Source organism: Phaeobacter sp. JH20_08 (genome assembly GCF_048056635.1).
Lineage (GTDB): Bacteria > Pseudomonadota > Alphaproteobacteria > Rhodobacterales > Rhodobacteraceae > Phaeobacter > Phaeobacter bryozoorum.
In genome coordinates this window covers 603,574-620,765 of the sequence record NZ_JAYMVV010000005.1, presented here as the reverse complement: position 1 = coordinate 620,765, position 17,192 = coordinate 603,574, and the positions used below count along the sequence as shown (strand labels likewise).

Sequence of the window (17,192 nt, the reverse complement as noted above, 5' to 3'; positions counted from 1 at the left end):
CTTCTCCTCAGCGCATTTCGCGGCGGGCGTTGTAGACGTTCCAGACCAGGATCGGCAGGACCAGAAGCATGATGACCATGGCGCTGGCGGAGCCGACGCCCCAGTCATTGGCGCGGAACAGTTTGTCGTACATGTAATTGGCCAGAACCTGCGTCTCCCACTGGCCGTTGGTCATGGCAAAGACGATGTCAAAGACCTTGAGCACAACGATGGTGATGGTGGTCCAGACGACGACGATCGTGTCCATGATCTGCGGCACCTTGATCTTGAAGAAGATCTGAAACGGTCCGGCCCCATCCACGATGGCGGCTTCAACGGTTTCTTCGGGGATGCCGCGCAGGGCGGCGGAGAGGATCACCATGGCAAAACCGGTCTGGATCCAGATCAGCACCATCATCAGGAAGAAGTTGTTCCAGAACGGGATGGTCAGCCACTGCATCGGCCCGTCGCCGCCGAAATAGATGTAGAGCGCGTTCAGAACGCCGATCTGCTCGGTGCCCTCGGGGCGGGCGTCATAGACCAGTTTCCAGATCACCGCAGCCCCGACAAAGGAGATCGCCATCGGCATGAAGATCAGTGACTTCGCAATATTGCCCCAGGCCAACCGGTCCGTCAGCTGTGCGGCCAGCAGGCCGAAGGCGGTCGAGGCGGCAGGCACCACGAGAAGCCACAGGAAATTGTTCTTGAGCGCTTCCCAGAATTTCGCCTCGGCCAGCATCTGCTGGTAGTTGGCAAGACCGACGAATTCAGATCCGCCACCGGGCAGGCGTTCGCTGACAGAAAGGCGCAGCGTCTCGACCACCGGATAGGCCAGATAAAGCCCCAGCGCCAGCAAGGCGGGCAACAGGAACAGCCAGGGTCGGATCATGTTGGCGCGGCGGATATTGCGGGCGATATGCGCACCGCGTGCCGGAAAGATCACCCGGTCCAGCACCAGATTGGAGAAGTAGAAATAGCCGACACACCCTCCGACGCCAAAGGCGATTGTGAGCAGGCCCTGAATGGCTGGGTGCATGAGAAACTCCCTTCGCGGTGGGGTGGAGTGGGCAGATCAGCCCCCGGCAGCAACGCAGGCGGGCAGATCGGCGCGGATCTTCGATGGGAAAACTGCAAATGGTGCGGGCCGACCTGATAGAGGCAGCCCGCACCTGTGACTTATTTCAAAGCATCCCAGGAGGACTGGATCTCGGCCGCGACCTCTTCTGCCGGGGTGCCGCCAGCGTAGCCGACCATGCCTGTCCAGAAGGAACCCGCGCCGACCGCGCCGGGCATCAGATCCGATGCGTCAAAGCGGAAGGTGTCTGCGGACAACAGGATATCGCCCATCTTTTTCAGCGTATCAGTGGCATAAAGGTCGGTGTTGACGCCCTTGTGCGGGGTCAGGAAGCCCTGCTGCGCCATCCAGACCTCATGTCCGATAGGGGATTTCAGGAATTCCATCAAGGCGCGCGCGCCCTTGCTGTCGTTGGTGATCGACCACAGGGTACCTGCGCCCAGAACCGGGCTGCCCAGATCCTTTTCTTCATAGGCCGGGAAGTAGAAGAAATCCGCATCCAGCCCCACCTCGGTGCCTTCGGGGAAGAAGGCCGGGATGAAGGACGCCTGACGGTGCATCAGACATTGCGGCGGGCTGGCGAAAAGGCCCTTGGGGCTGTCGCGGAAATCTGTGGAGGCCACCGCCCCTGCCCCGCCCGAAACATAGGCGTCATTGCGGGCGAAATGCCCAAATTCCTCAATCGCACCGATGACGCGGGGATCGGTGAATGGGATTTCGTTGCTGACCCACTGGTCATAGACGGACGGGTCCTGGGTGCGCAGCATCATATCCTCGACCCAGTCGGTGGCAGGCCAGCCCGTGGCGCCACCGGACCCCAGACCAATGCACCAGGGCGTATTGCCATCCTCGACCATCTGATCGGTCAGCGCCTTCAGCTCTTCCATCGACTGCGGCACGTCGTAGCCGAAATCCTCAAAGGTCTCAGGCACGTACCAGACAAGGGATTTCACATCGACCTTGTAGAACAGGCCAAAGAGATCCTCGTTGCCATCCGGCCCCTTGAAGGTGCTGAGGTCGACCCAGGAGTCGCCAGCGGCGTAGTTTTCACGCACCCAGTCGGCGGTGTCGCTGCCCAGAGGCGAGATGAAGCCGCGCCGCGCCATGTCCGCCACCAGTCCCGGCTGCGGGAAGACGGCGATGTTGGGCGCGGAGCCGGCCTCGGCGTCCACCACGATCTGCTGTTCGAAACTGTCGGAGCCGGTGTAGCGCACATCGGCGCCGGTAGCCTCGGCAAAATAGGCCAGCACTTTCTCGACCAGTGCCTGATCGGGACCAAGCCAGGGTCCGAAGACGGTGACCTGTTCACCGGCAAGATCGGTCGCCTTTAGCGCCTCGAAGCTGTCCCAGTTGAACTCTCCCTCACCGACCGGAAAGGTCAGCGCCCCGTCGGCCTGCGCAAGTCCGGCTGTCAATGCCAACACGCCCGCAGCGGCAGTAAGCCTGCGTTTCATGATATTTCCTCCCGATAATCACAACGCCCTGCCAGATCCTGTTTGATCCGGTTATCCAAAGCGCTTTGGATTTCGCTACACTTCTAGATTCGCGCGGCGCTGTCAACAAATTACCAAGAAACACCTCTTATCTCTTAATTTAAACGACCCTTGCCAGCCTCACCTCACCCCTGCCATAACTACCTGAGCATGAGCACCGCGTTGCGATATGCGCCCGAAATATCAAAGCGCTTTGGAGACTTTCCGTATGAATCTGAAGGAACTGGCCGCCCATCTGAACCTGTCACAGACAACGGTCAGCCGTGCGTTGAATGGGTTTCCCGAAGTAAGCGAAGCCACCCGCAGGCGGGTTGCGGCGGCGGCGGAGCAGCACAACTACCGCCCCAACACCCGCGCCAAGGCGCTGGCAACCGGGCGTGCAATGGCCATCGGCCATGTGATTCCGCTGTCATCGCAGCATGAGATGGTGAACCCGATCTTTGGCGATTTCATCGCCGGAGCGGGCGAGAGCTACGCCAAGGCCGGCTATGACATGGTGCTGTCGCTGGTCGAGGACAGCAAACAGGAAAAGGCCTATCGCGAGATGGCGGCGAAGCGGAACGTCGATGGCATCGTGCTGCATGCGCCGCGCATGTCGGACCCGCGGATTGCACTGTTGCGCGATATTGGCCTGCCTTTTGCGGTGCATGGCCGGGCCTCCGATCTGGAGGGGCCGTACAGCTGGCTGGATGTGAACAACAAAAGCGCCTTTGAACGGGCGACACAATTCCTGCTCGATCTCGGGCATCGGCGGATCTGTCTGGTCAATGGTCTGGAGAGCATGGATTTCGCATGGCGCCGTCGCGCAGGCTACGAATGCGCGCTGACCGCAGCGGGCATCCCCCTGGATCCCGCGCTGATGTTTGCCGAGGAAATGACCGAGAGCTACGGTCACCGCACCGTCGTACACACTCAGGCCATGGCCGATCCGCCCACAGCCTATCTGGTGTCGTCGATCATCCCGGCGATGGGTGTGCGCCGCGCAATCGAGGATTCGGGGCGCCAGATGGGGCGCGATATTTCGGTGATCACCCATGACGATGATCTCTCCTATCTGCGCAATGGCGATGAGCTGCCGCAATTCACCGCGACGCTTTCTTCTGTGCAGGAGGCCGGCCGACAGCTGGCCGACCTGCTGCTGGCGCAGATCCGCGATCCGGGTGACGCCCCTTTGACACGCCTGCTGGAAGCGCAGCTGACGGTTGGCCGCTCCACCGGGCCTGCGCCGTCGCGCTAGGCTCACCGCTGCCCGCACCATCCAATCAGGAGAGCCGCCATGTTACGCAACAGCCGCCAGGACTTCCCCGAGGGTTTTCTCTTTGGCGCGGCAACCTCGGCCTATCAGATCGAAGGACACGGGTTTGGCGGCGCCGGGGCGACCCATTGGGACAGTTTCGCCGCCACCCCCGGCAATGTAGTGCGAGCCGAGCACGGCCAGCGCGCCTGCGATCATTACCACCGCTACGCTGAGGATCTGGATCTGGCGGCAGCTGCCGGGTTTGACTGCTACCGGTTCTCCACCAGCTGGGCGCGGGTTCTGCCCGAGGGGCGTGGCACACCCAACCCCGACGGGCTGGATTTCTACGACCGGCTGACGGATGCGATGCTGGAGCGGGGGCTGAAACCCTGCGTGACGCTCTACCACTGGGAATTGCCACAGGCGCTGGCCGATATGGGAGGCTGGCGCAACGCCGATATCGCCAATTGGTTTGGCGACTTTACCGCGGTCATCATGGGCCGCATTGGCGACCGGATGTATTCCGCGGCGCCGATCAATGAACCATGGTGCGTAGGCTGGCTGTCGCATTTCCTTGGCCATCATGCGCCTGGCCTGCGTGATATCCGGGCAACGGCGCGGGCGATGCACCATGTGATGGTAGCCCATGGCACCGCCATCGAAACGATGCGCGGCCTAGGCATGGAGAACCTTGGCGCCGTGTTCAATCTGGAATGGGCAGCCCCCGCCGACAACAGCGAGGTCGCCCGGCAGGCCGCTGCGCGCTATGATGCGATCTACAATGGCTTTTTCCTTGGCGGTGCCTTTCACGGGCGCTACCCGGATCTGGCGCTGGAAGGGCTGGAACCGCATCTGCCGCACGGCTGGCAGGATGATTTTGCCACCATCTCAGCCCCCGTCGACTGGTGCGGCCTCAACTACTATACCCGCAAGCTGATTGCGCCGGGCAGCGGCGCCTGGCCCCATTACGCCGAGGTCGATGGCCCGCTGCCCAAGACCCAGATGGGATGGGAGATCTATCCGCAGGGGCTTTATGATTTTCTGACCCGGACGGCTCGCGACTATACGGGAGATCTGCCGCTGATCGTGACCGAAAACGGCATGGCCAACGCGGATATGGTGACAGATGGCACCGTGCAGGACGACGCCCGGATTGCCTTTGTCGATGACCATCTGGACGCGGTGCGCCGTGCCATTGCGGATGGCGTGCCGGTGCAGGGCTATTTCCTGTGGTCGCTTCTGGACAATTACGAATGGGCGCTGGGGTATGAGAAACGGTTCGGGCTGATACATGTGGATTTCGACACGCTGACCCGCACCCCCAAGGCATCATACCGCGCGCTGCAATCGGCGTTGGCACCCCCGCCGTGATGCCGGTGCTTCGATCGCGGGCTGGCGTCAGTCCGCCAGCCGCGCTGCCAGCTGGTCCAGCACGCTGAGGCATTGCCCGAGCTGGTCAATGGCGAGGTATTCATCCGCCTTATGCGCCTGCGCGATGGACCCTGGCCCGCAGACGACCACATCCATACCCAGCGCCTGAAACAAGCCCGCCTCGGTGCCGAAGGGCACCAGTTCCGCGCTCTTGCTGCCCAGCAGCTCCGCCATGATGTCGCGGGCCTCATTCCGCGTGGTGGGGACCAGCCCTGCCACCTCTCCCACCACCTCGGTCTCGATGCTGGCCTCGGGGTAGACCGCGCGCATGGCAGGCAGCAGAACATCGTGGCAATAGCGTGCCATCGTGTCCTTCACATGGTCGGCGTCGGCCTGCTGGACCGGACGCATCTCCCAATCGACCTGCGCCTTTGATGCGATGACATTATGCGCGCTGCCACCGTTGAGCGCACCGATGTTCAGCGTGGTCCAAGGCGGATCAAATCGACTGTCCGGCGGGGTACGCTGCTGCAAATCCAGGCGCAGATCGAGCAGGCGGCTGACATAGCGCACCGCGTATTCCACCGCATTGACCCCTCGTGACGGATCCGACCCGTGACCCTCAAGTCCCTGAAAACGTGTGGTGTATTCGTGGCAGCCCTTATGGCCCTCAATGATGCGCATACTTGTCGGTTCACCGATCAGGGCCAGTCGTGGCCTGATCTCGCGGTCGCGCAGCGTCTGAACCAGATGACCGGCACCGACGCAGCCCACCTCCTCGTCGTAGGTAAAGGCGAAATGCAGGGGACGCTTGCCGATCTGCCCGGCGAACTGCGGCGCCATGGCGAGGGTCGCCGCGATGAAACCTTTCATGTCGCAAGTGCCGCGTCCGTAGAGCCGCCCGTCGCGCTCCACCATCGTGAAGGGGTCACTGCTCCAGTCCTGATCGGTCACCGGCACCACATCGCTATGGCCTGACAGCACGATCCCGCCATCGGCGTCCGGGCCAAGCGTGGCGAAGAGGTTTGCCTTCTGACCGCTGGCATCAAACAGCACATCAACACTGGCGCCGCAGTCCTCAAGCCGGTTGGCAAGATAGGCAATCATCTCCAGATTGCTGTCAGCCGAGACCGTTGGAAAGGCAATGAGATCCGACAGGATCCGGGTGGTCTCATCAATCACCGGCTCATCCTTTTATGAACAGTTTCCGCTCCACTGTGCAGAGCGGTTCGGCGGCGCCGGTGTCGCGGATCAGCAGGGTTTCGGTGGTCTCAAGCCCCCAGCTGTCCATCCAAAGCGCCGGCATAAAGTGGAACACCATGCCCGGTTGCAGCACGGTGGTGTCTTCGCTGCGGATCGACGCCGTTCGTTCGCCCCAGTCCGGCGGGTAGGACAGGCCAACCGGGTAGCCCATGCGGCCAGAACGTTCGATGCCGTGTCTGGCCATCACCGCCATAAAGGCGTCGGCAATGTCGCAGGTGCGATTGCCTGCGCGCGCCGCCTCGATACCGGCGGCGATGCCTTCGATCTGGGCAGCCTCGGTTCGCAGCATCTCCGCCGGAGGAGTGCCGAGGAAGACCGTGCGCGACAGTGGCGCATGATAGCGGCGATAGCAGCCGGAGAGTTCAAAGAACGTCGCCTCGCCCGCGCGCATCGGGGTGCCGTCCCAGGTCAGATGCGCTGCGGTGGCATCCAGCCCCGAAGGGGTCAGCGGCACGATGGCGGGATAATCCCCCCAGTCCTCGCCCACGCCGGTGATGCCCGCATGAATAATATCCGCGACCAGATCATTTTTGCGCACCCCGGGTTCGGCGCGGTCGATGGCGGTCTGGATCACCCGATCGGTGATCCGCGCCGCCTTGCGCATGAAGGTCAGCTCAGCCTCGGTTTTGATCAGCCGTTGCCAGTTGACCACTCCGGTTGCGTCCTGAAGGTCGGCCTGAGGCAGCTCTGCCGCCAGTACCGCATGTGCCTTGGCTGAATAGTAGTAATTCTCCATCTCGACACCGATGCGGGCGCCCTCAAGCCCCTGCGCGCGCAGCCGCTCGGCCAGATCCTGCATCGGATGGCGGTCGATTGATTGAACATAGTGATCGCCGTAGCCGAGAAGCCTGTCCTGAGCCATCCAGCAGGTGCGGCGGGCCCCCATCATGTCCATATGCCGCCCCCACCAGATCGGGTCATCGTCATGGGTGACGATCACCCCCTGATGGACATAGAAGGACCAGCCGTCATAGCCGGTGAGCCAGGCCTGATTGGAGGGATCGGTGACAAAGAGCGCATCCAGACCGGCGGCAGCCATGGCGGCCCGGGTCTTGGCCAGCCGCTGCTGGTATTCGGATTGCTCAAACGGGGTATTTGGCTTGACCATTTTGTATCTCCCTTCCTGCCCTCAGCCCAGAACCGCAGTGACGGCCCGGTGCGTTGCCGCGACCACCTGATCTGCCTCCTGCCGGGTCAGGCAGAATGGCGGCGCAAAGCCGAGGATATCCCCCTGCGGCATCGCCCGCGCAATCACGCTGTCCTGCTCTAACAGTTTGGCGGCGATCTGCGGTCCGATCTTATCACTGGCGTCAAAGAAACGGCGATCATCGCGGTCGGCCACGAATTCCACCGCGCAGAGCATCCCCTCGCCGCGCACGTCGCCCACATTGGGATGGTCTCCCAGCGCCTTGCGCATCTGATCATTGAGGTAGGCGCCAATGGCACCGGCGTTTTCGACAAGTCCGAGCTGGTCGATCAGATTGAGGTTGGCCACGCCAGCGGCGGCGCCGATGGGATGCGCCGAATAGGTCCAGCCATGACCAATCGGGCCGTTCTCATCTGTGCCGCGCTCCAGAACCTGCCACATCTTGTCTGACACGATAGAGCCCGACAGCGGCGCATAGGCTGAGGTCAACCCCTTGGCGATGGTGATAAGATCGGATCGCATGCCGTAGTGATCAGAGCCGAACATCGTGCCCAACCGGCCAAAACCGGTCACCACCTCATCCGCGACCAACAGGATATCGTGGCGCTCCAGCACCGCCTGAATGGCGGGCCAGTACCCGGCAGGCGGCGGCACGATGCCCCCGGTGCCCAGCACCGGCTCACCGATAAAGGCCGCGATGGTGTCGGCCCCCTCCCGCTCGATCAGCGCCTCAAGCTCAGCTACGCAATGGGCGACAAAATCGGCCTCGCTCTGGCTGCGATCCGCACGGCGGAAGTAATATGGCGCCTCGGTATGCACCACCTGCGCCAGCGGCAGATCGAATTTGTTGTGAAACAGCTCCAACCCGGTCAGCGACCCCGTCATCAGCCCGGATCCGTGATAGCCCCGCCAGCGGGAGATGATCTTTTTCTTTTCCGGGCGGCCGAGGATGTTGTTGTAATACCAGATCAGCTTGATGTTGGTTTCATTCGCATCGGACCCGGAGAGGCCGAAATAGACTTTCGACATGTGATCGGGCGCCCGGTCCATGATCATCTTGGCGAGGGTGATCGAGGCCTCGGTGCCATGGCCGACATAGGAGTGGTAATAGGCCAGATCGCGGGCCTGGGTGGCGATGGCCTCGGCAATCTCAGGGCGACCATAACCGACGTTGACGCAGTAAAGCCCGGCAAAGGCGTCCAGCATCCGATTGCCATCGCGATCCTCGATATGGCAGCCACTGCCGCCGGTCACCACCCGCTGCGGCAGGTTTCCGCGGGCAAATTCGGCAAGATGCGTGGAAGGGTGAAAAAAACTGTCGCGGTCCCATTGGTCCAGTTGATCGTTGTGCAGCATGGCTCTGTCCTTGGCTATGGCGGCGCGCCGCCTTTGGTCACATGAAGGGAGCCAGTTGCACGCGACAGGCCAGCGGGGCGGCCTGTTTTTGAGCAGAAGAAGGCTCCGCTCACCCGGACAGCAGCGCGCAATGCCTTTATTGCCAGGGTCGTGCAGCAGTTGGACCATGAGAGACCGGCCGATGGCAACAGATTTTTTTTGCGCCGTGGCTAGGACCGGTGGTCGCCGGCCCCTGCCCCGATGGTCGACGCCGCAGATCTGTTTCCAAACCGCGCGGTATCACAGATTCGACGGCAGCCCTATTCGGCAGGCGGCGGCGCCAGGGAGTTCCGTCTGACAACAGCTGTGTTGATGCAGATCGACTGACCGTCGGAACGGCCTTCAACCATGGCGATCAGCTTTTGAGCCGCCTTGCGCCCCATTTCACGGTGCGGAACATGCACCGTCGTCAGCGGTGGGCTGACGATCTCCGCCAGTTCAATATCATCAAAGCCGGTTATCGAGACATCCTGCGGCACCGCGATGCCAAGGCGATGCGCCTCGCCCAGCGCACCGGCTGCAAGGACGTCATTGCCACACATGACCACGGTCGGACGAGGATCACGGGCCATCAACTCAGCAAATGCCCTGGCGCCTTTTTCAATTTCATAGGGGGTTTCGATCAATGTCAGCGCCTGCGGATCGCAGCCCTGCGCTTGGAGGGCATCGCGGACCCCGCTGACGCGGTTCTGTGCCCGGTCATTGCCTTGCCGGATACCCGAGATCATGGCGATGCGACGGTGGCCTGCCGTTAGCACCGCCTGCGCCAGCTCATACATGGCCCTGGTATTGCTGAAGCCGACGGAGATCTGAGGCAGGTCGGGCGCATAGGACCAGGCCACCAGAACCGGCACCTGATGTTTCGCAAGATACTGGTAGATCTTCTCGTCCCGTTCATGGCCAATCAGCAGCAGACCGTCGGCCCCGCGCGCAACCAAAGCCCGGATCTGCTCCTCCTCCACGTCTGGGCTGTAGGCGGAGCTGGAGACGAGAAGCGTATAGCCATCCTCGCGCAGCTGGTCCTGAAAGGCCTGCAGGCCGCGGGCAAAGATCGCGTTGTCCATGGTGGGAATGATCGCCCCGATGGTGAAGCTGCGTTTGGCAGCCATCACCCGCGCGGCGAAATTTGGCGTGTACCCCAGCGATTCGACCGCTTCCATCACCCGGTCGCGGGTTGCCTTGATCACCCGATCAGGTGAATTCAGGCAGCGCGACACCGTCGCGGTGGAAACGCCCGCCGCCTTGGCAACATCGTTAAGTGTTGGAGCTGAGGGGATTTTTCCCATGTCTTACCTGCCATGTCTTTGGCGTATGTTAGCATAAATCGGGGCAGCTGCCAGCCACCAATGTAAGCGCTTGCATTATTGATGTAAGCGCTTACAAATGATGTTGAGATACAAACCGGGATCTTGCGATGTTTCTGATGGCGTCTGTTTGCGTATTTGTCGTGTTCTTTGCCAATGTTGCCCTCGGCGCGTTTGGCGGCGGCGGCTTCCTGGGCGATGTCGGCGAAATGGTGGTCCTGTTTGCAGCTTCCATTCTGTTTGTGGCGGCAATTCTCAAACGAGAGGCTGACCAGAAAAATCAAAACGGCAGCTGACGGATTTCCAAGGGAGGAAGACAATGACCAATGGCAAGGATGGCCTCAAATCTGCGGAGCGCCGCAATTTTCTGAAACTGGCCTCGACCGGCTCTTTTACTGCGGCGATGGTCGCAGGGGCTGGCGGTGTGCTCTGGTCCACTGAGGCGGTTGCGCAAACCGCCAAGGAGGAAAAGGAACGTGAGGGTGCGGCCGAGCATATCATGACCGTGGCAACCGCCTATGTGCTGGGCGCGTCGCGCAGCTATCCGATCATGCAGCTGGATCTGAAGGAAAACATCCAGAACGCCACCAACGGCAAGGTCTACGTGAAGCTAGCCCCCGGCGGGCAGCTCGGCGCGGGCGGCGCTTTGGTGCAGAAGGTACAGGGCGGCACCATCCAGGCGGCGCAGCATTCGCTGTCAAATTTCGCGCCCTTTGCTTCTACCGTAGACCTGATCAACATGCCCTATCTCTGCGGTTCCAACCAGCGGTTCACCAATCTGGTGACCTCAGATTTCTGGAACTCGGAGGTGCATCCGAAAGTGGAGGCCGCAGGGTTCAAGGCGCTGTTTTATGTGAACATCGACCCCCGTGTGGTGGCGGTGCGCAAGGGTGGCAACGCGGTAATGTCACCCGGTGACATGGCCGGGGTGAAATTCCGGGTGCCAGGCTCGAAGATGCTTCAGCAGTATTACCGCATGGTCGGCGCCAATCCGACGCCGGTGGCCTGGGGCGAGACGCCATCGGCCATCAAACAGGGTGTGGCGGATGCGCTCGATCCATCGGTCGGGGCGCTCTATGTCTTTGGCTTCAAGGATATTCTCAGCCATGTGACCTTTACCCAGGCGGTGCCGGACAGCCAAGTTTATTCCTGTAATCTGGAATGGTTCAATTCACTGCCCGCCGATGTTCAGGAGGGCGTGATGTGGGGGTCTGAAATGACCGCGCATCAGAACCTGTCCAAAGTGCCCTCCGCCCGTGCCTATGCAATGGCGGAACTGACCAAGGCCGGTGTCGAATTCCATAGCCTCAGCGACGATCAGCTGGGCGAATGGCAAGAGGCCGGCGGCTATCAGCGCAGTGAATGGGATTCCTTCAAGACCGAGCTGGCAGGCTCAATGGACAATTTCGCCAAGCTGGAGGAGGCCGCAGGCACCCAGGGCAAATACTTCGTCCACGACGCCTGAGCCGGACCGGGCGGGTAGCGCGAACCCCCCGCCCGTCCTTATTCCAACAGCCGCCGCCGCAACAGTCCCCCGGGCTGGTTGCGGGGGTGCGCCTGAACCACGGGAACGGCAATGCAGATCCTGCGAACGATCGACAAGAACGCGGAGCGCTGGCTGCTTCTGGTGTTCTACGTGATGCTGGTCATCACCATGGCAATCGAGGTGATCCGGCGCGAGCTGTTTGCCTTCTCCTCGATCTGGGGCGAGGAGATCGTCCGCTATTCCTTCATCTATCTGGCCTGGATCGGTGCCGCCGCCGCGGTCAAGGAACGTGCGCATATCCGCATTGATGTGCTGATGCACTACCTCGGCCCACGGCCCAAGGCGCTGCTCTATATCTTTGGCGATCTGGTGATGTTCATCGTGGCGCTGGTGGCGCTCTACTGGTCATTCGAGACGGTTCTGGTCTCCGCCAAGTTCGGATCGGTCAGCCACGGGCTGCGGATTTCGATGGTCTGGTTCCTGATGGCGGTGCCTGTGGGCTTTGCGCTGATGGTCTGGCGGCTCTTGCAATCCTTCCTGCGCGACTGGCGCAGCCTTCGCGACGGCACCCCCGTCTTCGAAGGCGACAAGCTGTTTGATTGAGGGGCGTTAAGCGATGCTGTGGAATTCACTCAATCAAACGGTCGAACTGGGATGGGATTTCTACCTGCCGGTGATCATGTTCGTGGCGCTGATTGCGCTGGCGGTGCCGGTCTGGGCCGCCATTGGTGCTGCTGCCATCACCATGCTGGTGATGTCGGGAGATTTGCCGCTCAGCGCCATCGGCGAAAGCCTGTTCACCGGCATTGATGCCTTTGCGCTGACCGCGGTGCCTTTGTTTATCCTGACCGGCGACGTGCTGGTGCGCACCGGCCTCAGCAAGAAATTTCTGGATGTGGCAGAGGCGCTGACCTGCTGGACGCGGGGCGGCTTCGGCTCGGCCACGGTGCTGGTCTGCGGCATGTTCGCGGCGATCTCCGGCTCCGATGCGGCCGGTGCTGCCGCCGTTGGACGGATGACCATCAACCGGCTGGTCGAAAGCGGCTACCCACGCCCCTATGCCTGCGCGCTGGTGGCTGCAGGCGCCTGTACCGGCATCCTGATCCCGCCCTCCATCGCCTATATCATCATCGGTCTGGTGCTGGGAATTTCCGCCTCCACCCTGTTCCTGGCGGCGCTGATCCCGGGGATTGCCATTCTGGTGTCGATCCTGGTCACCAATATCATCATGAACCGGCTTTACACTTATGAGACCGGCGGCAACATGGGGTTCGGAGAATGGCTGGGCAATCTGGGCCAGTCGCTGAAATCCGGCTGGTATGCCTTCATCGTGCCGGGGATCATCTTCTATGGCATCTTCTCAGGCCGCTTGACCCCGACAGAGGCCGGCGCCACGGCAGTGGTCGTCACCATCCTGATGGGCTTTGTCCTCGGCACCCTGAAACTGGCGGATTTCCCCGCGATGCTGGTCAGCTCTGCGAAGGTGAACGGGGTGATCCTGCCGATCATCGCCTTCTCCGCGCCGCTGGCAGAGGCGCTGGCGATCATGGGTGTGCCGCAGGGGTTTGTGACGGCTGTGACCGGGCTGACCGATGACCCCTCTGTGCTGATCCTGCTGATGATCTGCATCCTGATTGCGGCCGGCTGCGTGATGGAGACAACCCCCAACATCGTGATCCTGGCGCCGATCCTGAAGCCGCTCGCCGACAACATCGGCATGAACGAAATCCAGTTCTGCATCATGATGATCACCGCGCTGGGGGTCGGCTTTATCACCCCGCCGCTGGGCCTGAACCTCTTTGTCGTCTCCGGCATCACCGGCGAGTCCATCCTCAAGATCGCCGCCCGCGCCATCCCCTTTGTGCTGACCATGCTGATTGTGGTGTTGCTGATCGCCTATATCCCCGCGATTTCGACCACGCTGCTTCCTGATATTTACAAGTAGGACCCTCTGACATGACCCGTGAATACCTGAAAAAGGCGGCCCTGACCCCCAAGTCGGACGCGTCCGAGACCCATAAGATCGTGCAGGGCATCCTGGACGACATTGAGGCCGGCGGCGACGTCAAGGCGCTGGAGTACGCCGCGAAGTTCGACAAATACGAGGGCAACGTCCTGCTGACGGCAGAGGAGATCGAAGCCGCCTGCGCGCAGGTACCGGAGAAGCTCAAGGCCGACATCCGGTTTTCCCACGACAACGTGCGCCGCTTTGCCGAGCTGCAGAAAAGCACGATGCAGAATGTGGAAACCGAGATCTGCCCCGGCTTCATCACCGGGCAGAAGGTGATCCCGGTGGATGCGGCGGGCTGCTATGTGCCGGGCGGGCGCTACAGCCATATCGCAAGCGCCATCATGACCGTGACGACCGCCAAGGTGGCGGGCTGCAAGCACATCACCGCCTGCTCGCCGCCGCGCCCGGGCACCGGCGTGGCCCCCGCCATCGTCTATGCCGCCCATATCTGCGGCGCGGATAAGATCATGGCGATGGGCGGCGTGCAGGGGGTTGCGGCGATGACCTTTGGCCTCTTTGGCCTGCCCAAGGCCAATATCCTGGTCGGCCCCGGCAACCAGTTCGTGGCGGAGGCCAAGCGCATCCTGTTCGGCCGCGTCGGCATCGACATGATTGCTGGCCCGACCGACAGCCTGATCCTGGCCGACAGCACCGCCGACGCCCATATCGTCGCCACCGATCTGGTGAGCCAGGCCGAGCATGGCTATAACTCGCCGGTCTGGCTGGTGACCGACGATCGCGCCCTGGCCGAGGACGTCATGCGGCTGGTGCCGGGGCTGATCGACGACCTGCCGGAGGTGAACCGCGAGAACGCCGCCGCTGCCTGGCGCGACTATGCCGAGGTGATCCTGTGCAAAGACCGCGAGGATATGGCGGCCTGCTCCGACGAATACGCGCCCGAGCATCTGACCGTGCAGGCAGAGGATCTGGACTGGTGGCTGGAGCAGCTGACCTGCTACGGCTCGCTGTTTCTGGGTGAGGAGACCACGGTCTCTTACGGCGACAAGGCGGCGGGCACCAACCACGTGCTGCCGACCTCGCGCGCGGCCAGCTATACCGGCGGGTTGTCAGTTCACAAATACATGAAGATCGTCACCTGGCAGCGCGCCACCCGCGAAGGCTCGAAACCGGTGGCGGAGGCCACGGCCCGGATCGCCCGGCTGGAAGGGATGGAAGGCCACGCCCGCGCCGCTGATGTGCGGCTGGCCAAGTATTTCCCGGACGAAACCTTTGACCTGACCGCCAATGGCTGACCCGCGCGCCCTGTTCGATCTGACGGGCCGGACCGCCTGCATCACCGGCGCCAGCTCCGGGCTGGGGCGGCGGGCGGCCATCGCGCTGGCCGCCGCCGGGGCGCAGGTGGTGGCGGTGGCGCGCCGGGCGGAGGCGCTGGAAAGCCTTTGTGCAGAAATCGGACCAAGCGCGGCTTACGCAGTCGCGGATGTGGCGGACCGCAGCGCGATGGAGGCACTGCGGGACGCCGTCGCGGCCCCCTTTGGCGCACCGGACATCCTGATCCACGCGGCCGGCGTCAACACGCGGCAGCCTGCGGATGAGGTGACCACGGAAGGCTGGGACCGCACCCTGGCGCTGAACCTCTCGGCGCCCTTCTTCCTTAGCCAAACGTTTGTGCCTGTGATGAAGGACAGGGGCTGGGGGCGGATCGTCAATTTCGCCTCGCTCCAGACCTCCCGCGCCTTTCCCGGCGGCATCGCGTATGGCGCCAGCAAGGGCGGGATCGGCCAGCTGACCCGCGCCATGGCAGAGGCCTGGTCGCCCCACGGCATCACCGCCAACGCGATCGGGCCGGGGTTCTTCCCGACCGAGCTGACCCAATCAGTATTCGAGGATGACGCGCGCGCGGCCCGCAACGCCGCGCAGACCTGCATCGGCCGCAACGGGCGGCTGGACGATCTCGACGGGCCGCTCTTGTTCCTGTGCTCGGAGGCGTCGGCCTATGTCACCGGGCAAATCCTGATGGTTGACGGGGGGTTCACCGCGAAATGAAAGCCTTGGTTTATGAAGGGGTTGAGACGCTTGCCGTCCGCGATGTGCCGATGGCCGCGGGCCAGCCGGGCGAGCATCTGATCCGCATCCATGCCTCCGGCATCTGCGGGTCGGACATGCACGCCTATCTGGGCCACGACAGCCGCCGGCCCGCACCGCTGATCCTGGGGCACGAAGCCGCCGGGGTGACCGAGGACGGACCGCAGGCAGGCCGCCGCGTCACCATCAACCCGCTGGTCACCTGCGGCAGCTGCGCGGCCTGCGCATCGGGGCGCGAAAACCTCTGCGCCAGCCGCCAGATCATCTCCATGCCGCCGCGCGAGGGCGCCTTTGCCCAGTTCGTGGCGATGCCGGAACGCAATCTGGTGACCGTGCCGGACGCGGTCCCGCTGGCAAAGGCTGCGCTGGCAGAACCGCTGGCGGTCAGCTGGCACGCCGCCCGGCTGGCGCTGGAGGCGCTGCACCCGGACACCGAACGCCGCGCGCTGGTGATCGGCGGCGGTGCCATCGGGCTGGCGGCGGCGCTGGCGCTCAGCGCGATGGGGGTGGAGGACGTCACGATCCAGGAATCCAACGCCGCGCGCCGTGCCTTTCTGACAGATCGCTGCGGCCAGCAGGCGGTGGCGGAGTTTCAGGGCATGGTGCCGCTGGTGGTGGACGCGGTGGGCTATGCCGCCACCCGCGCCGCCGCCTCTGCCATTGCCGCGCCCGGCGGGGTGATCGCTCATGTTGGCTTGGGCGAGGACACCGGCGGCTTGGATATCCGCCGCATGACCCTGCAGGAAATCACCTTCATCGGCACCTACACCTATACCGCGCAAGACTTCCGCGACACCGCGCAGGCGATCTTTGACGGCCGCCTCGGGCCGCTGGACTGGTCTGAGCTGCGTCCGCTGTCAGAGGGCGCCGCCGCCTTTCGCGATCTGCGCAGCGGCGCGGTGGCGGCGCCCAAGATCATCCTTGACCCCTGGGCCTGAGCCCGCGCACCTAACAGACGGAGAGCAACGATGTATGACAAAATCCTGGTTCCCATGGCTCTGGATCACGGGGTGTCGGGGACAACGCTGAAGGCCGCCGCCACCCTGTGCAACCCCGGCGGGCAGATCACGGCGCTGCATGTCTATGAGGCACCACAGGGATCCGTCAGCACCTACCTCGACGAGGACGCCCTGCGCGAAGGCCTGGCCAACGCCCGTCTGCAGCTGACAAAGAAAACCGCAGATCATGGCGATGTATCGACAGAAATCGTCAAGGGCCGGTCCTACCGCGCCATTGTAGAATACGCGCAGCAACATGGCATGGACTGCATCGTCGTCGGCTCCCACAAACCGGGTCTCAGCGACTTTTTCCTCGGCTCGACGGCTGCCCGCGTGGTCCGCCACGCGCCCTGCGCGGTGCATGTCTGCCGCACCTCCTGACCCAGC

The 17,192-nt window shown here is 62.8% G+C and carries 16 protein-coding genes; 10 read left to right on the top strand and 6 right to left on the bottom strand.

Going from position 1 to position 17,192, the window contains the following annotated elements; genetic code table 11:
* Positions 1-7: 7 nt before the first annotated feature.
* Both VWY75_RS04945 and VWY75_RS04940 read right to left on the bottom strand, forming a co-directional pair.
* Positions 8-1,015, bottom strand: coding sequence for a carbohydrate ABC transporter permease (locus VWY75_RS04945; protein WP_260102984.1), 1,008 nt, complete (start codon positions 1,013-1,015; stop codon positions 8-10).
* Positions 1,016-1,155: 140 nt separating this feature from the next.
* Positions 1,156-2,508 (bottom strand): ABC transporter substrate-binding protein, encoded by a 1,353-nt coding sequence (locus tag VWY75_RS04940; RefSeq protein WP_340544856.1) that lies wholly within the window; start codon positions 2,506-2,508, stop codon positions 1,156-1,158.
* A gap of 247 nt (positions 2,509-2,755) precedes the next feature.
* Here VWY75_RS04940 and VWY75_RS04935 point away from each other — a divergent pair, with 247 nt between their 5' ends.
* Together VWY75_RS04935 and VWY75_RS04930 are read left to right on the top strand one after the other, a co-directional pair.
* Positions 2,756-3,784, top strand: coding sequence for a substrate-binding domain-containing protein (locus VWY75_RS04935; protein WP_340544854.1), 1,029 nt, complete (start codon positions 2,756-2,758; stop codon positions 3,782-3,784).
* 39 nt (positions 3,785-3,823) lie between these two features.
* Entirely contained in the window at positions 3,824-5,155 is a 1,332-nt protein-coding gene (locus tag VWY75_RS04930) for a GH1 family beta-glucosidase (protein ID WP_416539265.1), read from the top strand.
* A 27-nt stretch (positions 5,156-5,182) separates the two neighbouring features.
* On the opposite strand, the gene argE is transcribed toward VWY75_RS04930, so the two are convergent.
* From argE to VWY75_RS04910, 4 genes are all read right to left on the bottom strand, one after another.
* The gene (gene argE / locus VWY75_RS04925) at positions 5,183-6,337 is read right to left on the bottom strand and encodes an acetylornithine deacetylase (RefSeq protein ID WP_416539264.1); all 1,155 of its coding nucleotides are present in this window, start codon (positions 6,335-6,337) and stop codon (positions 5,183-5,185) included.
* Positions 6,338-6,341: 4 nt separating this feature from the next.
* Positions 6,342-7,526, bottom strand: a complete 1,185-nt coding sequence (locus tag VWY75_RS04920; protein WP_416539263.1) for a M24 family metallopeptidase — start codon at positions 7,524-7,526, stop codon at positions 6,342-6,344.
* Between the two features lie 21 nt (positions 7,527-7,547).
* A complete protein-coding gene (locus tag VWY75_RS04915; RefSeq protein ID WP_416539262.1) occupies positions 7,548-8,921 on the bottom strand; it encodes an aspartate aminotransferase family protein in 1,374 nt (457 codons plus the stop codon).
* Positions 8,922-9,220: 299 nt separating this feature from the next.
* Positions 9,221-10,246, bottom strand: coding sequence for a LacI family DNA-binding transcriptional regulator (locus tag VWY75_RS04910; protein WP_416539261.1), 1,026 nt, complete (start codon positions 10,244-10,246; stop codon positions 9,221-9,223).
* 128 nt (positions 10,247-10,374) lie between these two features.
* Here VWY75_RS04910 and VWY75_RS04905 point away from each other — a divergent pair, with 128 nt between their 5' ends.
* From VWY75_RS04905 to VWY75_RS04870, 8 genes are all read left to right on the top strand, one after another.
* Positions 10,375-10,560, top strand: coding sequence for a hypothetical protein (locus VWY75_RS04905; protein WP_340544846.1), 186 nt, complete (start codon positions 10,375-10,377; stop codon positions 10,558-10,560).
* Positions 10,561-10,583: 23 nt separating this feature from the next.
* Entirely contained in the window at positions 10,584-11,729 is a 1,146-nt protein-coding gene (locus VWY75_RS04900) for a TRAP transporter substrate-binding protein (protein ID WP_416539260.1), read from the top strand.
* A gap of 111 nt (positions 11,730-11,840) precedes the next feature.
* Positions 11,841-12,353: a TRAP transporter small permease gene (locus tag VWY75_RS04895; protein WP_340544843.1), complete on the top strand. Its 513-nt coding sequence runs from the start codon at positions 11,841-11,843 to the stop codon at positions 12,351-12,353.
* Between the two features lie 13 nt (positions 12,354-12,366).
* Positions 12,367-13,695 carry a TRAP transporter large permease gene (locus tag VWY75_RS04890; protein ID WP_340544842.1) on the top strand — a complete coding sequence of 443 codons (1,329 nt, stop codon included), beginning with the start codon at positions 12,367-12,369 and terminating at the stop codon, positions 13,693-13,695.
* Positions 13,696-13,706: 11 nt separating this feature from the next.
* Positions 13,707-15,014, top strand: coding sequence for a histidinol dehydrogenase (gene hisD, locus VWY75_RS04885; RefSeq protein WP_416539259.1), 1,308 nt, complete (start codon positions 13,707-13,709; stop codon positions 15,012-15,014).
* The gene (locus VWY75_RS04880) at positions 15,007-15,768 is read left to right on the top strand and encodes an SDR family NAD(P)-dependent oxidoreductase (protein WP_416539258.1); all 762 of its coding nucleotides are present in this window, start codon (positions 15,007-15,009) and stop codon (positions 15,766-15,768) included. Before hisD ends, VWY75_RS04880 begins: the two co-directional genes overlap by 8 nt.
* Complete coding sequence (locus VWY75_RS04875) at positions 15,765-16,745, top strand: alcohol dehydrogenase catalytic domain-containing protein (RefSeq protein WP_416539257.1); 981 nt, start codon at positions 15,765-15,767, stop codon at positions 16,743-16,745. The genes VWY75_RS04880 and VWY75_RS04875 overlap by 4 nt, the downstream gene beginning before the upstream one ends.
* 30 nt (positions 16,746-16,775) lie before the next feature.
* Positions 16,776-17,186, top strand: a complete 411-nt coding sequence (locus tag VWY75_RS04870; protein WP_416539256.1) for a universal stress protein — start codon at positions 16,776-16,778, stop codon at positions 17,184-17,186.
* Positions 17,187-17,192: the final 6 nt, after the last annotated feature.

Coding starts and splice junctions, on each gene's coding strand:
- VWY75_RS04945 (WP_260102984.1), bottom strand. CDS start 1,015: ATGCACCCAGCCATTCAGGGCCTGCTCACAATCGCCTTTGGCGTCGGA.
- VWY75_RS04940 (WP_340544856.1), bottom strand. CDS start 2,508: ATGAAACGCAGGCTTACTGCCGCTGCGGGCGTGTTGGCATTGACAGCC.
- VWY75_RS04935 (WP_340544854.1), top strand. CDS start 2,756: ATGAATCTGAAGGAACTGGCCGCCCATCTGAACCTGTCACAGACAACG.
- VWY75_RS04930 (WP_416539265.1), top strand. CDS start 3,824: ATGTTACGCAACAGCCGCCAGGACTTCCCCGAGGGTTTTCTCTTTGGC.
- VWY75_RS04920 (WP_416539263.1), bottom strand. CDS start 7,526: ATGGTCAAGCCAAATACCCCGTTTGAGCAATCCGAATACCAGCAGCGG.
- VWY75_RS04915 (WP_416539262.1), bottom strand. CDS start 8,921: ATGCTGCACAACGATCAACTGGACCAATGGGACCGCGACAGTTTTTTT.
- VWY75_RS04910 (WP_416539261.1), bottom strand. CDS start 10,246: ATGGGAAAAATCCCCTCAGCTCCAACACTTAACGATGTTGCCAAGGCG.
- VWY75_RS04905 (WP_340544846.1), top strand. CDS start 10,375: ATGTTTCTGATGGCGTCTGTTTGCGTATTTGTCGTGTTCTTTGCCAAT.
- VWY75_RS04900 (WP_416539260.1), top strand. CDS start 10,584: ATGACCAATGGCAAGGATGGCCTCAAATCTGCGGAGCGCCGCAATTTT.
- VWY75_RS04895 (WP_340544843.1), top strand. CDS start 11,841: ATGCAGATCCTGCGAACGATCGACAAGAACGCGGAGCGCTGGCTGCTT.
- VWY75_RS04890 (WP_340544842.1), top strand. CDS start 12,367: ATGCTGTGGAATTCACTCAATCAAACGGTCGAACTGGGATGGGATTTC.
- hisD (WP_416539259.1), top strand. CDS start 13,707: ATGACCCGTGAATACCTGAAAAAGGCGGCCCTGACCCCCAAGTCGGAC.
- VWY75_RS04880 (WP_416539258.1), top strand. CDS start 15,007: ATGGCTGACCCGCGCGCCCTGTTCGATCTGACGGGCCGGACCGCCTGC.
- VWY75_RS04875 (WP_416539257.1), top strand. CDS start 15,765: ATGAAAGCCTTGGTTTATGAAGGGGTTGAGACGCTTGCCGTCCGCGAT.
- VWY75_RS04870 (WP_416539256.1), top strand. CDS start 16,776: ATGTATGACAAAATCCTGGTTCCCATGGCTCTGGATCACGGGGTGTCG.